Genomic DNA, 13,827 nt, shown 5'->3' on the forward strand with positions numbered 1-13,827 from the left:
CGATGACCGAATACGAACGTTCACGCACGATGCCCGCACAGCCCGAGCAGGTCTTCGACCAGGCCGCGAACATCGGCCAGTTGGACACCTGGCTGCCGGAGGCCCTGCACGTCGAGGCCGAGGAGCTGCCCGCGGTCACCGTGCACGAGGACCGCACCGACGAGGACACCTCCGCCCTGCTGCGCGCCCAGCGCGAGCAGATGCGGCTCGAATGGGGCACCCGCGACCAGGGCAGCTACGCGGGCTGGCTCCAGGTCGCCGGCATCGGCGGCGGAGCCAGTGAGGTGACGGTGCACCTGTCGTTCTTCGACGAGCGCCACGACCCCGGCGAGACGATGGTCCGCGACGCCCTGGACACCAGCCTTCAGCGCCTGGAGGAGCAGGTGCGGCTGCGCGTCGACCACGCCGCCGGCTGATCCGGGACCGCACGCCATGGCTCGCGTCAAGCGGTACGCCGTCGCGGCGTCCGGACAGTGGACCGACGAGGAGGAAGGCCGGCGCCGCCTGCCGTCCGGCGAGGTGCACGCCTGGGAGCCGGGGCTGAACCAGGCCGTCTGCGGACTGCCCCTCAGCCGCTCACGGCTGGTCCGCTTCCCGCACGTCACCTGGCCGGACACCTTCCCGGAGTCCGGCGGTGCGGCGGACCGGGTACGGCGCCAGTGCCCGCGCTGCGCCTCGGTCGCCGGGCGCCGAGGTGACGACGCACGCCCCCGGTGGCAGCGCACGAACCCGCGGCCCTGAGTGGTCCCGCCCCGTACCTCTTCCCGTACCCCTCGCGTCTGCCCGAGCCGGACGTCTCCTGCCCGCCTCCGCGGTGGAACGAGTACCCGGTACCGCCGAGTCACCGCAGCGTCGCGTTTTGCCATGGTTTGTCATTCCTTCACCGCGGCACTCGGGGCACGCGCGAGCGTCCAGCCGACAACGTCCAGCCGACGCGGCGCGATCGGCCCCGGCGACGGGGCGGAACAGAGGGTGACCGATGACGACGATCGGTGTGGAAGAGGAGTACCTGCTCCTCGACCCGGTTACCGGGCTGCCGGTACCCCTGGCCGACAAGGTGCGGGCCGCGGCGGGTCTGGCGCATCTCGTGGCCGACCAGGAGGTGCAGTGCGAGCTGCTGCAGGCGCAGGTCGAGGTGGCCACGCCGGTGTGCGGCACGCTGGAGGAGGCAGGGGGACATCTGTTGCGGCTGCGGCACGCCATCGGGGCGGCGGCGGAAGCGCACGGCTGCCGGATCGCGGCCTGCGGGACGCCTCCGCTGCGCCATCGTCACCCGGTGGCCGTCACCGACCAGGCCCGTTACCGGGCCATGCTCACGCAGGCGCCCCAGCTGGTGGCGGAGCAGCTGGTCAACGGCATGCACGTGCACGTGGCCGTGCCCAGCCGGGAGACGGGCGTGCAGGTCCTGAACCGGATCCGGGTCTGGCTGCCGACCCTGACGGCCATGTCGGCGAACTCCCCGCTCTGGGACGGACACGACACCGGCTTCGCCAGCTGGCGCACCGTGATCTTCGGCCGCTGGCCGGTCAGCGGCGTGCCCCCGTTCTTCCGTGACGTGGACGACTACGACCGGCGCGTGACGCGACTGCTGGAGAGCGGTGTGATCTCGGACAGCGGGCAGTTGTACTGGCAGACCCGCCTGTCGGCCCGGTACCCCACCGTCGAGGTGCGGTGCATGGACGTTCAACTGCGCGCGGACGACGCGGTCATGCTCGCGGGCATGACGCACGCTCTCGTGGACACCGCCATCGCGGAGACGGCCGCCGGGGCGCCGGTGCCCGACTGCGCGCCGGAGCTTCTCCAGGTCGCCCTGTGGCATGCCGCCCGGCACGGTCTGAGCGACACCTTGGTATGCCCGAGCGGCCGGCCGCGCCGGGCCGGCGACGTGCTGTACCAGCTCCTGCGGCACGTCGCGCCGGCACTCGACGCGTCCGGCGCGACCCGGCAGGTGACGGCCTTGGTCCACCGGCTCCTCCAGAACGGGACCGGAGCGGACAGACAGCGCGGCGCTCTCGCCGAAGGCGGCATACGGGCCGTCACCGACCTGATCGGCGCGGAGAGCAGCGTGTCGTGACTTCCTGACCGACCCCCGTCGGGCCGAGGGCCTGGACATCCCCTGGCCCCGTGTTACGCCCTCGGATCAGCCAACGCCCGCCGGATCAGCCAGGAGGCTGGGACGGGAGCGTTCCGGGGTCGACGCGATCGGCCTTCGCCGCGTCCGCAAGGGCCGCGGCAGCGGCTTGCGCCGCCTGCGCCGTGTCGTCGGCGGCCTGGGCGGCCATGTCGTCCGTGGGCTTCTCGCGGGTGGCCGGCGACGGGGGCAGCGCTTCGCTGAAGGCGCGGGACACACCCTGGAGTGCGGAGGTGACCTCGCTGGGGATCACCCAGAACGTGCTGCCCGCTCCCTGCGCCAGCTGGGGCAGCGTCTGGAGGTACTGCCAGGCGAGGAGCTTGGGATCGGGGTCGTTGCGGTGCACGGCCTGGAACACCTCGTCGATGGCCCGGGACTGGCCCTCGGCCTGGAGGATCGCGGCGGTGCGGTTGCCCTCGGCGCGCAGGACGGCGGCCTGCTTGTCGCCTTCGGCGGTGAGGATCTGTGACTGGCGCTGTCCTTCGGCCCCGAGGATCGCGGCCCGCTTGTCCCGCTCGGCTCGCATCTGCTTCTGCATCGCGTCCTTGATGGACTGCGGAGGGTCGATGGCCTTGATCTCCACCCGGTTGACCCTCAGCCCCCACTTGCCGGTGGCCTCGTCCAGGACACCCCGGAGCTGGCTGTTGATGGTGTCGCGCGAGGTGAGGGTCTTCTCCAGGTCCATGGAACCCACGACATTGCGCAACGTGGTGACGGTCAACTGCTCGACCGCCTGAAGGAAATTCGCGATCTCGTAGAAGGCCGCCCGTGGATCGGTGACCTGGAAATAGAGGACGGTGTCGATCTCGACGACGAGGTTGTCCTCGGTGATGACCGGCTGCGGTTTGAAGGAGACGACCTGTTCCCGGAGGTCGATCACCGGATGAACCCGGTCGATGTACGGGATGACGAGACTGAGACCGGGATTCAGGGTCCGGTGGTAGCGGCCGAGTCGCTCGACATTGCGAGCACGGGCCTGGGGCACGATACGGACCGCCCGCACCACGGTGAAAACCGCGAACAGCGCGACGATCAGGCCGGCAATCAAGAACGCCGAGGCTTCCATGGTCATCAGTCCCGTGGGTAGACGATGGCGGTGGCGCCACTGATCTCTATGACGTCGACGGTCTTTCCGGCGGGAATCACCAGCGTCTCGTCCAAGGCGCGGGCCGTCCACTCCTCACCGTCGATACGAACCCTGCCCCCCAGGCCCGTCACCTCGGAGACGACATAGGCACCTTTGCCGACCAGGGCGTCCACGCCGAACCGTGCCGCTTGGGGCTTGAGCACGTGGCGCAGCGCGATGGGCGCAGGAACAGCAGCGTGACCGTTGACACGGCGGTGAAGACCAGGAACTGGAAAGGCACCGGCAGGCCGACCGCGGCGGAACCCGCCGTGACCAACGCGGCCGCGCTCAGCATCCCCAGCGCGGCGGTCAGGGTGAAGATCTCCGCCACAGCCAACACGCCCGCGATGATCAACCAGATCAGCCATGGATCCATCGCGCGCCCCCTCTCACCGGCACGGCCCCGGAAGGGTCTTTTGCATCCGTTTTACCCACATCGCGAAGATCGCTACTCCTGAAATCCGCCACAGACTCGCCGAGCCGGAGTCGCCACCGTCGGCAATAGATGTCCGGTGAACGGATCCCCGCTCCCGGATAACGGTCCGATATCGCTCGCTGGCACTTTCGGAAGTGACTGAAGGTTATGTGACATGCATCACTAAAGAGTCAGTAAAGACCGTGGTAGAACTGCCCAACTCCGCAGGTGGCACCGCTTATCGCCGCAGCGCGGAGCGGTCGGCATGCACGGGCAGCACGACCAGGGCGTTCACGGTCCGCGTCCATGGACCGCGTGCCCAGTGTCACCGATCGGACAACGACGTTCGTTCAGAGACCACACACCAGCCGGCGGCATTCCCCCGTGTCCCGGTCCAGCACCATCGAGGTAGCCACCGTGTCACTCGACTCCATGACCGAGTCCGTCGACGAAGCCGTCAGCGAGTTCTTCGAACCCATAGCCAAGTGGCTGGGAGAAGTCGTCTTCTACGCCGTTCCCGTCGGCGGAACGGACCTTCCTCTCATCGTCGCCTGGCTCGTTGTCGCCGGCCTGGTCTTCACCGGCTGGTTCGGGTTCGTCCAGCTCCGCAAGTTCAGACTCGCCGTCGACGTGGTGCGCGGGAAGTACGACGAAAAGGGGTCGGCCGGTGAGGTCAACCACTTCCAGGCGCTGACCGCCGCCGTCTCCGGCACGGTCGGCCTCGGGAACATCGCCGGTGTGGCCGTCGCCGTCTCCATCGGTGGCCGGGCGCGACGTTCTGGATGATCCTGTGCGGTCTGCTCGGCATGGCGTCCAAGTTCGTCGAGGTCACCCTCGGCGTGAAGTACCGCGAGGTGCACGCCGACGGCACCGTCTCCGGCGGCCCGATGCACTACCTGCCCAAGGGCCTCGCCGACCGCTTCGGCGCGGGCGGCAAGAAGCTCGGCAAGGTCCTCGCGGTCCTCGCCTCCTTCATGATCCTGTTCTTCGGCCTGTTCGGCGGCAACCTCTTCCAGGTCAACCAGTCGTACGAGCAGCTGGTCTCCGTCACCGGCGGCGAGGACGGCGCGATGGGCTCCTCCGCCGGCGCGCTGTTCTTCGGCATCCTCGTCGCCGCGCTCGTCGGCATCGTGCTGCTCGGCGGCATCCGCTCCATCGCCAACGTCACGAGCAAGCTCGTGCCCGCCATGGCGGGCATCTACATCGCGGCCTGCCTGGTCGTCATCCTGGTGCACGTCACCGATGTTCCGGCCGCCATCGGCACGATCATCGAAGGCGCCTTCAACCCCGAGGGTGTCGCCGGCGGTGTGCTCGGCGCACTGATCATCGGCTTCAAGCGGGCCGCGTTCTCCAACGAGGCGGGCCTGGGCTCCGCGCCGATCGCCCACTCCGCGGTGAAGACGAAGCACCCCGCCAGCGAGGGCCTGGTCGCCCTGCTGGAGCCGTTCATCGACACCGTCGTCATCTGCACGATGACCGCGCTGACCATCGTCATCGCCAACCCGGCCAGCTGGGCCGAGGCCCGCAAGGACCCCGACTCCATCGGCGGCGTCACGATCACCTCCGACGCCTTCGCGACGGTCCTGCCCTGGTTCCCGTACATCCTCACCGTCGCGGTGCTGCTGTTCGCCATCTCCACCGTGCTGACCTGGGGTTACTACGGCCTCAAGGCGTGGACCCACCTCTTCGGTCGCAGCAGGGCCAGCGAGCTGACGTACAAGGTCGTCTACACCCTGTTCGCCATCACCGGTTCGCTGCTGACGCTCCAGACCCTCATCGACATGGCCGACGCGGTGCTCTTCATGCTCGCCGTCATCAACATCATCGGCCTGTACCTCCTCGCCCCCGTCGTCAAGCGCGAGCTCAACTCCTTCCTGGAGTTCGTCCGCGCCCGCGACGCCGGTGAGATCACCGATGATGACGAAGACCAGGAGTCGGCGAAGACCACCGTCTGAGCGCTCCCGCGGCCCGGCTCCCGAGCGAAGCGAGATGGGGCCCCCGACCGAAGGCTGGGGGAGGGTCCGTACACACCTCGCGCCTTGGTGTGTACGGACCCGCTCCTTGTGTATCGAGGCAGGTGAAACGGCATCTGGCGTGATCAGGAGTGGACGGTTAGGGTGTTTGGAACGCGTCAGCGGTCCGCCCGGAGCGGGCGCCGCACGCGGGGTGTGCCGGGAAGTCTGGTCGGCGTCGAAGGGGCGTATGCCCTCATGCCGATGCCCCGGAGGTCCTTGTGATGGCTGCCGCCCCGCGCGAGCATTCCACCTTCCTCGGCCTGCTGCCATGGCCGGAGCGGTCGGCGTGGCCCAGGCCCTACGGACGGAGACCGTCGGCGGACTGGTCCTGCTGGCGGCGGCCGTGGTGGCGCTGGTGTGGGCGAACAGCCCGTGGAGCGGGACCTACGAGGAGATCCGCGACTTCCACTTCGGCATCGGCGCGATCGGTCTCGACCTGTCGGTCGAGCACTGGACCGCCGACGGGTTGCTCACCATCTTCTTCCTGGTGGCGGGAATCGAGCTCAAACGCGAGCTCGTCGTGGGTTCGCTGCGTACGCCCGCCACGGCCGCGCTGCCGGTGGTCGCCGCGCTGAGCGGCATGGCGGTGCCGGCCGCCGTGTACGCGGCGACCGCCACGGTCGGCGGGGGCAGCCTGGAGGGCTGGGCCGTGCCCATGGCCACCGACATCGCCTTCGCCCTCGCGGTCCTGGCCGTCCTGAGCACCCACCTGCCGTCCGCCCTCCGCGCCTTCCTGCTCACCCTCGCCGTCGTCGACGACCTCGGTGCGATCCTCGTCATCGCGGTCTTCTTCACCAGTGATCTGAACCTCGTCGCCCTGGCCGGAGCGCTGGCCGGGCTTGTCGTCTTCTACGTACTCCAGCGCTACCGCGTGCGCGGTTGGTGGTGGTACGTGCCGCTCGGCATCACCACCTGGACCCTGATGTACAACGGCGGCGTCCACGCCACCGTCGCCGGGGTGGCCATGGGCCTCATCCTGCGCACCACCCGCGACAAGGGCGAGAAGGCCTCCCCTGCCGAGCGGACTTCTCATCTGCTGCACCCGGTCTCGGCGGGGGTGGCCGTACCGCTCTTCGCTCTCTTCGCCGCGGGCGTCGCGGTCTCCACCGGGGCACTGGGTGAGGTGTTCACCCAGCCGGAGCCGCTGGGGGTGGTGCTGGGCCTGGTCGCCGGAAAGACCCTGGGCATCCTGGCGGGCACCTACCTGGCCGCGCGTTTCACCCGGGCCCGCCTCAACCCCGACCTGGCCTGGGCCGATGTGTTCGCCCTGGCGGTGCTCGCCGGGATCGGTTTCACTGTTGCCCTGCTGATCGGCGAACTGGCCTTCCCCGACCCGGCCGATGCCGAGCTCATCAAGGCCGCCGTGCTGCTCGGCTCACTCGTCGCCGCGTTTGTGGCGGCACTGCTGGTCAAGCGCCGCAACGGGGTCTACCGCCGTCTGTGGGAGGAGGAGACACGCGATGACGACGCCGACGGCATCCCCGACATCTACCAGCGGACCGGCCCTTGGCCCGCCGACGCCACGGGTGACCGCTGACATGGCCCGCGCCGCCTCGTGAACGGCGCCGGGTCGCTCCTGCCCGTGCTCGTCGTGGTCGCCGCGCTGATGATCAGGGCCGCGATCGGCGAGCTGCGCCGGCCGGGCAGCGTCCGCCGGCAGTGGGCGTGCGCGACGAGCGGGCCTGCCGTGGCCGCCGGGCTCGTGGCGGCCGTGGCCGTCGCCGTGACGGGCTGGTCCCAGGCCGGGGCGGTGACCTTGGCATGGGCAGCGCTGGCCGGCGCGCTCGTCGCGTTCCTCGTGGGCCGTCCGACGAACAGGCCCTGACGCCCCCGCCCTCGTCAGACCGCGGCGATGCCCTCCATGCCGGACTCGTCGAAGGCGGGCAGGCCCTCGGCCGTGGTGACCTTGGTGAGAGCGCCGTCGGCCTCGACGCGGAAGCCGTCGACGGTGCCCGAGACGGCGTTCTGGACGTAGACGAACTTCTCGTCCTCCGTCACGGCGAGGTCGATCACGCCCTGGGACTTGGCGGAGGGCGGAGTGGCGATGCCCACCCCGTTGGTCAGGCTCAGCGTGCCCTGCTTGTCCATGCGATAGCCGGTGACGGTGGAGTTGCCGGTGTTGCCACCGTAGAAGTAGTTGCCCGCGCGCTCCAGCCAGCACAGGGTCTCCTGGCCGTTGGCGAGCGGCTCCTGGAGGACCTTCAGCCTTCCGTCACGCTTCACCTGGTACGTGGTGACCGTGGACTTCTCCGCCTCGGCGACCATCATCCGCTTCCCGCTCCGGTCGAAGCTGATCGCGAACGGAACACCGCCCGCGGAGTCGTTGACGACGGGCTGCGCGACGGCCGGCAGACCGTCTCGCTTCATCGGGAAGACCTCGACGGTGTTGTTGCCCTTCGTCGTGACCACCAGGTTGCGTCCGTCCGGAGTGAACTCGACCTCGCCCGGCGAGGTGTCGAAACGCGGTATCTCCTCGTTGTCCAGGCCCAGGGAACGGTGGGATCCCTTCAGCGGCTTGAGCCCTTCACCGGTGATCCGGAAGCCCTGGACGCTGCCCTCGCCACCCGCGTTCATGACGTACGCGGCCTTGCCGTGCACCGCGATACTGGCGGGGAACTCCCCACCGGATGCCACGACTTGCCGGTCCTTGAGCCGCTGCCCCTCGGCACGGAACGACGTCACCGTGTTGCTGCCCGCGTTGACCGCCAGCAGCCTCCCGAGGCGTCGTCGTAGACGAGCGAGCCCTGCGAGGCCAACGAGTCGGTGGGGGCGTCGACCTGGTCACCGCCCTTGCCGCCGGTCCCGTAGGTCCCCGCGGGTTTCAGGCTGCCGTCGTCACCCCGCGCGAAGGCGTGGATGGTGTTGCCGTCCAACTCGTTGCCCTGGACGAAGACGGCGTGGACGGCCCCGGCTGCGGTACCGGAGTACTGACCGGCCGAGGCCAGGGAGACAGCCACCGTGGCCGCTCCGGCGATGGCGAGGGCCCCGCCGCCGAACAGGATGCGCCGTGTCCTGGGCTTGGCTCGGTGACCCCTGCGGCTGCTGTGCATGTTCAGTGCGTGTTTCTGATCCCAGGTCTGAGTAGTCTGGAGTCCTACGCTGGCCCGGTGTCCGAAGACGCCGGACGGGCCGGGGAGAGGATCTGCCGGGGTTGTGGTGAACGGCTGAGGCCGGATGCCCGCCCCAGGGCGGAGTTCTGCTCGTCGGCCTGTCGTGCCAGGCAGTGGCGGAAGGAACGTCGGCTGCGGAGGCTTCTGGCGGCGGCCCAGAGTGGCGCTGGCGAGGCGGAGTGCCCGGAGTGCGGGGCCCGGTGGGTGGTCGGTGTCGACCGCCGGTCGGATGCCATGTACTGCTCGACGCGGTGCAAGGTGAGGGCCTGGAGGCGCCGGAAGGAACCGTACGGCGAACGGTCACAGTAACCGCTGAGCGAACGCATCCTGAGTCCAACTCCGGTCACCATCCGGTCATTTAAGGTCATTCGTTGTGATCATAGGATTACGGACTGACTCTCGGCTTGGAAGCGGGCCCTGACCCGTCGCGGTCCTAAGTGCCGTGCCCCGGCCCGCAGTTGGTGGTGAGAGACACCATGACCGAGGAGACCGAGAAGGTCGGAAACGTCAGCCAGTCCCGCTACGAGGAGATCGTGGCCGAGCTGCGGGCCGTGGTCGAGCAGCAGACGCGCGGGCAGTTCACGATCGGCGATGGCGCTCTGGAGATCGAGCCGATGCGGCAGCGGGGCGGGCTCGTCGGGGAAACGCCCTGGACGGTCGAGCAGTCGCTGAAGCGGCTCGCCGACGACATCGGGCTGAGCGTGACCACGGTGAAGACCACGAGGTGGGTGGCCTCGCGCTGGCCGAAGGAACACCGGCAGCCGAAGATCGCGTCCTACACGGTCCACCGGACCCTGGCGAACATCGACGACGAGGCCGAGCGGTTCGCGGCGATTCTGACGCCGCCGGATGGCAAGGCGAGGTGGACCACGGACGACGCGAGCCGGCGGGTGGGGCAGCAGGTCGAGACGCCGATCACGCCGCAGGAGAAGGTCACCGCGATCCATTCGCTGGCCCGGGACGAGGAGGTCGCGGCGGCGGCGACCACCGATTTCCTGAAGCGTCCGCAGGTCGCGGCCAAAGTGTCGGCGGACGACAAGGTCCGGGTGGTGGAGGAGTTCACGCGGGACGAGTCGGTCGCGGCGACGGCCGCGACCAGCCTGCTGCGCAGGCCGGACGTCGCGTTCAGGGCGATGAGTGACGACACCGCCCGGTTCCAGGTCAACCATGCCCAGAACGAGCGCAACCGGCAATCCCGCGAGGACTTCGACCGCACCAGTCCAGTCGCCCCGGCCGTGAGGAACATCGAGCGGAGCATGGAGTTCCTGGACCTGGTCACCGCCTTCCACTCCTTCGTCGCGGCGGCTGGCCGGATTGTCCCCTCGTTGCGCAACCACACGTTCAACGACGACGAGCGCACGATCGTGCACGAGAACGTGGCCCGCTTGCGGGCGACGCTCGACTGGGTGGAAATGGCCGTGGACACCGGAAAGGTCGACGTCGATGATGAGCTGGCCCGTCTGCTGAAGGGCGAGTAGGAATGGCCCGTGCCTCGCGGCGACGGGGCGATGCGGCCAGACGCCACGCGGACACCGTCCGGTTCGTGCTGTTCGAGGCCAGACCCGCCGGCCTTGAGTTCCCTCAGCTGGTACGCGCCAGCGACCTGACCCCCAGCCAGGTCCGTTCCGGGCTTGCCGCGCTGAAGGACCAGGCCGCGGAGAAGGGCTGGCCCCCGCTGACCTGGAACAGGGCGACGGGCTATCAGCTCGGCGCCGAGCGGGACGTGCTGGAGGCATACGAACGGGCGGTGCTCAGGGAGAAGCTGACCGAGTTCCGCCGGTTCATCACCGGCACCGTCGGCCCGCACGCCGCCGCCCACCCGGGCGACAAGTGGGTCAAGCACATCGTCGCCCAGCTCAACTCCATCGAGTCCACCCTCGACCTCATCAACAGCTCCTGACCTGCGGCGGTCCGCCCGGACGGCAGGCGGACCGCCGCACAGCCCGAAGGCTCTCGCTATGCGTTCTCGCCGCTATCCCTCGGACACCACGAACGCCGAATGGGCCCTGCTCGAACCGCTGTTGCCCACCCCGGCCTGCGAGACCTCGGCCGGCGGCAGGCCGGAGAAGCATCCCCGCCGCGAGATCGTCGATGGCATTCGCTACGTCGTGGACACGGGCTGCAAGTGGCGGGCTCTGCCCGCCGACTTCCCGCCCTGGCGCACGGTCTGGGGGTTCATGGCCCGCTGGGCCGCCGCCGGGATCGTCGGCCAGATCCGTGACCAGCTCGCCGGCCGGATCCGCCGGGACATGGGCAAAGGCCCCCGGGCGGTCGCCACCGTGATCGACTCCCAGAGCGTCAAGGCCGCGGAAACCGTCTCCAAGGCCACCCGCGGCTACGACGCGGGCAAGAAGATCAACGGCCGCAAGCGCCACCTGGTAGTCGACACCCGCGGCCTGCCCCTCATGGTCATGGTCACCCCTGCCGACCTGCACGACGCCGCAGCCGCGAAGGAAGTCCTCTTCCGCCTCCGCCTCATGCACCCCGAGATCACGATCGTCTGGGCCGACTCCGCCTACGCCGGCAAGCTCATCGACTGGGCAAAACAGCACCTCAACCTCACGATCAAGCCCGTCAGCCGACCCAAGGACGCCTCCGGCTTCATCGTGCTCCCACGTCGTTGGGTCGTCGAACGCAGCCTCGCGTGGATGATGCACGCCCGCCGACATGCCCGGGACTATGAACGGCTCGTCCAGCACTCCGAAACTTTGATCACCTGGGCCGCCATCACCCTCATGACCAGGCGACTTGCCCGCAAAGGCGCCACCCCCAGCTGGCCGAGGAAACCGGCAGCGGCCGACGGCTGACCGCCCCCACTCCTCTTCTTCCTCCGCGTCGCCGATCGCAACGCGGAGGTCGTGCATGCTCCGCAGGGCCTTGCTAACGGCCCGCCTCAGCCCGTCCGAGGGCCCGCCGGACGCCTTCCACGTCCACGGTCTGGAAGTGAAGGAGGGCGCCGAACGTGTCCGCGGCGACCACCACGGCCATCGACGCTGCCGACTGCCCAGGGAAGGTCTCGTCCTGATCGAGTCCCAGGGGTAGTACCCCCGTGCGATGCAGCCGATTGACCAGCACGTTGGCCGACAGCGCGGAGTCTGGACCACCTCCTCGATCCATCCCAGCAGCACTTGGCCTTCTTCCTCTGCGCTGTCCAGCGAAGGCGCGGCGGTGATGTCCAGTTCGGTCTGGGCCAGCAGAGCACCGAGCAGCGGTCGGCGGTCCTCCTCCTGCGGGCCCTCGGGCCGCACCTCGGGATCAAAGAGCGGAGTGGGACCAGGCAGCACAAGTGCGGGCCACCATCGAGAGGTTCCTCGCCACCCTGAAGATGCAACAGCAGGGCGGGGATCGCGAACCCCGGCGGCGGGGGACAGCCGTCTTCCTCCCTTTCTGATCGTTCAGGGACAGGGCCGGGTGGGAAACGGAGGAGCTCCCCGCCACAGCCAATGGCGGGGAGCTCCAGGGCTGTCCTGTACCTACCGCTGGACGGCTTGCGCGCTTCTAGTTGATCTGCATGTAGAAGCGGTCGTTGGTCAGGTCGGGGCTGTCCAGCCCCTTGTCCCAGGCCAGAATCCGGTCATCGGTGTAGTACACGCGCAGCATGCCGCCGGCCACTTGGTTATCGCTTGCCGGGATGGACTTGACGGAGAAGTCCCAGTTGGGGTTGCCCGCACCCTCCAGGGTGGAGGCGAAGGGGAACTCGTCGCACTGCTCACGGTCACCGGTCCCGTTGGGCAGACCCGTCTGCTGGTACAGATGCCGCTGCGGTCCCCTCTTGAAGCAGGCGCCGTTCTTGTGGTCCAGGTTCGCCTTGTACTCGGCCTTGTGGAGCTTTGGGATGATGCGGTGCAGGCCCGGAGCATTGGGGTTGGACGGCGAGTACTTACCCGGAATGATCTTGTTCCGAGGCCAGGGCTGGTTCGGTGCGGCCAGCAGCGGATAGGTGGAGTTCGGGTTGTTCATGGCGATGTCGAGGTGGTCAGCGACCGCGTGGTGGGTGCTGCTGGTGCCACGGGTGTAGGTCAGATGCGGCGTGACCTCGTAGAAGACGCAGGCCTTCGGGTACCTGATCTGGCCGTGTTTGAAGTAGTCCGCGGAATCGCAGCGCACCATGCGCTCCGGGGTCGTGCCGCTGCCCACGGTGGTGTAGTCCTCGCCGTCGGTCCACGCCTCGACGTACCACTGGTTGTAGGAGATCTTGTCGCGGCCTGCGGAGCGCGCGTCGTTGTTGGTGATATCCCAGTCGGCCCAGATGGGGTTGTTGTCCCAGGTGGCCCAGGGAAGGGTGTAGGCGCCGGGGCTGGCGCCGCACACTGTGCCGCCCTGCGAGCACGAGGCCATCAGGGACAGGTCCACGTTGGGGGCGGTGAAGATGTTGTCCCAGGGCCCCCAGTCGTGTTCGACGGAGTCTTTCTCGATCTGCGACCAGATCCTCACCCGCCGGTCCTTGGCGTCACCCTGCCCGAACACCTTCAACTTGGCGGTGGTGGTGCCCTCCCTCTCGACCGGGTTGCCCTTGTTGTCGATCTCCCAGTACTCGGCTTCGAGGTCGTAGCGGGCGCAATAGGTGAACCGGTTGTAGATGCGGCCGATGTCCCTATCGGCACTGTCGCCGTCGAAGCAGGCGTCCAGGCGGTCTGCGTTGGGCTCGTCCTCGATGGGCACGTAGCCGCGATCGGCCTCGGCCGCCGCGGCGGCCCTCGGACTGGAGTCCTGAGCCTGAGCCTGGACGTTGGCGGCCGCCGCCTGCCGTGCTGCACGCTCAGCCTGCACCGCGGTCAGCGGCTTCGCCACCGGCTTGGCGGCACGGGACGTGGGCGGCGACTTCTTGGCCTGGGAAGGGCCGGGCACGGGCAGGCTTGTCAGCCCCGCATCGCTGGCCTTCTTGCCCTTCGCGCGCAGATCGGCCAGCTCCTGCTTCGAGACGCCGATCTTCATCTTGATGGTCTGTTCAGGCCCGGCATTCACAGCTGTGGTGTTGGTCCGCGCAGCGGCCGGTTCGGGTGCCGTCTGGGCATTGGCGGCCTGTACCG

Annotated in this window: 12 protein-coding genes and 3 pseudogenes; 10 read left to right on the plus strand and 5 right to left on the minus strand. The window is 68.9% G+C overall.

What is annotated here, in order from left to right:
- The first annotated feature begins 2 nt into the window (after positions 1-2).
- The 3 genes from PV963_RS02200 (at position 3) to PV963_RS02210 (ending at position 2,074) form a co-directional block, all read left to right on the plus strand.
- Positions 3-416: an SRPBCC family protein gene (locus tag PV963_RS02200; protein ID WP_274813894.1), complete on the plus strand. Its 414-nt coding sequence runs from the start codon at positions 3-5 to the stop codon at positions 414-416.
- Between the two features lie 16 nt (positions 417-432).
- Positions 433-741, plus strand: a complete 309-nt coding sequence (locus PV963_RS02205; RefSeq protein ID WP_274813895.1) for a hypothetical protein — start codon at positions 433-435, stop codon at positions 739-741.
- A gap of 238 nt (positions 742-979) precedes the next feature.
- Positions 980-2,074, plus strand: coding sequence for a carboxylate-amine ligase (locus PV963_RS02210; protein ID WP_274813896.1), 1,095 nt, complete (start codon positions 980-982; stop codon positions 2,072-2,074).
- An 85-nt stretch (positions 2,075-2,159) separates the two neighbouring features.
- On the opposite strand, the gene PV963_RS02215 is transcribed toward PV963_RS02210, so the two are convergent.
- Both PV963_RS02215 and PV963_RS02220 read right to left on the minus strand, forming a co-directional pair.
- A complete protein-coding gene (locus tag PV963_RS02215; protein WP_274821913.1) occupies positions 2,160-3,197 on the minus strand; it encodes an SPFH domain-containing protein in 1,038 nt (345 codons plus the stop codon).
- A 5-nt stretch (positions 3,198-3,202) separates the two neighbouring features.
- Positions 3,203-3,570: pseudogene (locus PV963_RS02220) on the minus strand (NfeD family protein).
- Between PV963_RS02220 and PV963_RS02225 the strand changes: the two are divergent.
- From PV963_RS02225 to PV963_RS02240, 4 genes and pseudogenes are all read left to right on the plus strand, one after another.
- Positions 3,455-3,715 carry a hypothetical protein gene (locus tag PV963_RS02225; RefSeq protein ID WP_274822299.1) on the plus strand — a complete coding sequence of 87 codons (261 nt, stop codon included), beginning with the start codon at positions 3,455-3,457 and terminating at the stop codon, positions 3,713-3,715. The pseudogene PV963_RS02220 and the gene PV963_RS02225 sit on opposite strands and share 116 nt — an antisense overlap.
- A gap of 374 nt (positions 3,716-4,089) precedes the next feature.
- A pseudogene (locus PV963_RS02230) lies at positions 4,090-5,627 on the plus strand (alanine/glycine:cation symporter family protein).
- A 281-nt stretch (positions 5,628-5,908) separates the two neighbouring features.
- Positions 5,909-7,224, plus strand: a pseudogene (nhaA, locus tag PV963_RS02235) (Na+/H+ antiporter NhaA).
- 18 nt (positions 7,225-7,242) lie between these two features.
- Positions 7,243-7,512, plus strand: coding sequence for a hypothetical protein (locus PV963_RS02240; protein WP_274813897.1), 270 nt, complete (start codon positions 7,243-7,245; stop codon positions 7,510-7,512).
- 14 nt (positions 7,513-7,526) lie between these two features.
- Here the strand turns inward: PV963_RS02240 and PV963_RS02245 are convergent, their stop codons facing one another.
- Positions 7,527-8,369, minus strand: coding sequence for a lactonase family protein (locus PV963_RS02245; RefSeq protein ID WP_274813898.1), 843 nt, complete (start codon positions 8,367-8,369; stop codon positions 7,527-7,529).
- Positions 8,366-8,737: a hypothetical protein gene (locus tag PV963_RS02250; protein WP_274813899.1), complete on the minus strand. Its 372-nt coding sequence runs from the start codon at positions 8,735-8,737 to the stop codon at positions 8,366-8,368. Before PV963_RS02250 ends, PV963_RS02245 begins: the two co-directional genes overlap by 4 nt.
- Before the next feature lie 536 nt (positions 8,738-9,273).
- On the opposite strand from PV963_RS02250, the gene PV963_RS02255 reads away from it, so the two are divergent.
- From PV963_RS02255 to PV963_RS02265, 3 genes are read left to right on the plus strand one after another with little or no spacing between them, the layout of a single operon-like run.
- Positions 9,274-10,275, plus strand: coding sequence for a DUF6192 family protein (locus tag PV963_RS02255; RefSeq protein WP_274813900.1), 1,002 nt, complete (start codon positions 9,274-9,276; stop codon positions 10,273-10,275).
- 2 nt (positions 10,276-10,277) lie between these two features.
- Entirely contained in the window at positions 10,278-10,697 is a 420-nt protein-coding gene (locus tag PV963_RS02260; protein ID WP_274813901.1) for a RacP protein, read from the plus strand.
- A gap of 58 nt (positions 10,698-10,755) precedes the next feature.
- On the plus strand, positions 10,756-11,604 hold the full coding sequence (locus PV963_RS02265; protein WP_342456355.1) for an IS5 family transposase: 849 nt from the start codon (positions 10,756-10,758) through the stop codon (positions 11,602-11,604).
- Positions 11,605-12,295: 691 nt separating this feature from the next.
- On the opposite strand, the gene PV963_RS02270 is transcribed toward PV963_RS02265, so the two are convergent.
- Entirely contained in the window at positions 12,296-13,762 is a 1,467-nt protein-coding gene (locus tag PV963_RS02270) for a NucA/NucB deoxyribonuclease domain-containing protein (RefSeq protein WP_274813902.1), read from the minus strand.
- Positions 13,763-13,827 lie beyond the last annotated feature (65 nt).

This window comes from Streptomyces coeruleorubidus (assembly GCF_028885415.1).
Taxonomy (GTDB): domain Bacteria; phylum Actinomycetota; class Actinomycetes; order Streptomycetales; family Streptomycetaceae; genus Streptomyces; species Streptomyces coeruleorubidus_A.

Excerpts from the sequence above, each read along its gene's own strand:
- PV963_RS02255 (WP_274813900.1), top strand. The coding sequence starts at position 9,274 with ATGACCGAGGAGACCGAGAAGGTCGGAAACGTCAGCCAGTCCCGCTAC.
- PV963_RS02200 (WP_274813894.1), top strand. The coding sequence starts at position 3 with ATGACCGAATACGAACGTTCACGCACGATGCCCGCACAGCCCGAGCAG.
- PV963_RS02205 (WP_274813895.1), top strand. The coding sequence starts at position 433 with ATGGCTCGCGTCAAGCGGTACGCCGTCGCGGCGTCCGGACAGTGGACC.
- PV963_RS02265 (WP_342456355.1), top strand. The coding sequence starts at position 10,756 with ATGCGTTCTCGCCGCTATCCCTCGGACACCACGAACGCCGAATGGGCC.
- PV963_RS02210 (WP_274813896.1), top strand. The coding sequence starts at position 980 with ATGACGACGATCGGTGTGGAAGAGGAGTACCTGCTCCTCGACCCGGTT.
- PV963_RS02260 (WP_274813901.1), top strand. The coding sequence starts at position 10,278 with ATGGCCCGTGCCTCGCGGCGACGGGGCGATGCGGCCAGACGCCACGCG.
- PV963_RS02250 (WP_274813899.1), bottom strand. The coding sequence starts at position 8,737 with ATGCACAGCAGCCGCAGGGGTCACCGAGCCAAGCCCAGGACACGGCGC.
- PV963_RS02215 (WP_274821913.1), bottom strand. The coding sequence starts at position 3,197 with ATGGAAGCCTCGGCGTTCTTGATTGCCGGCCTGATCGTCGCGCTGTTC.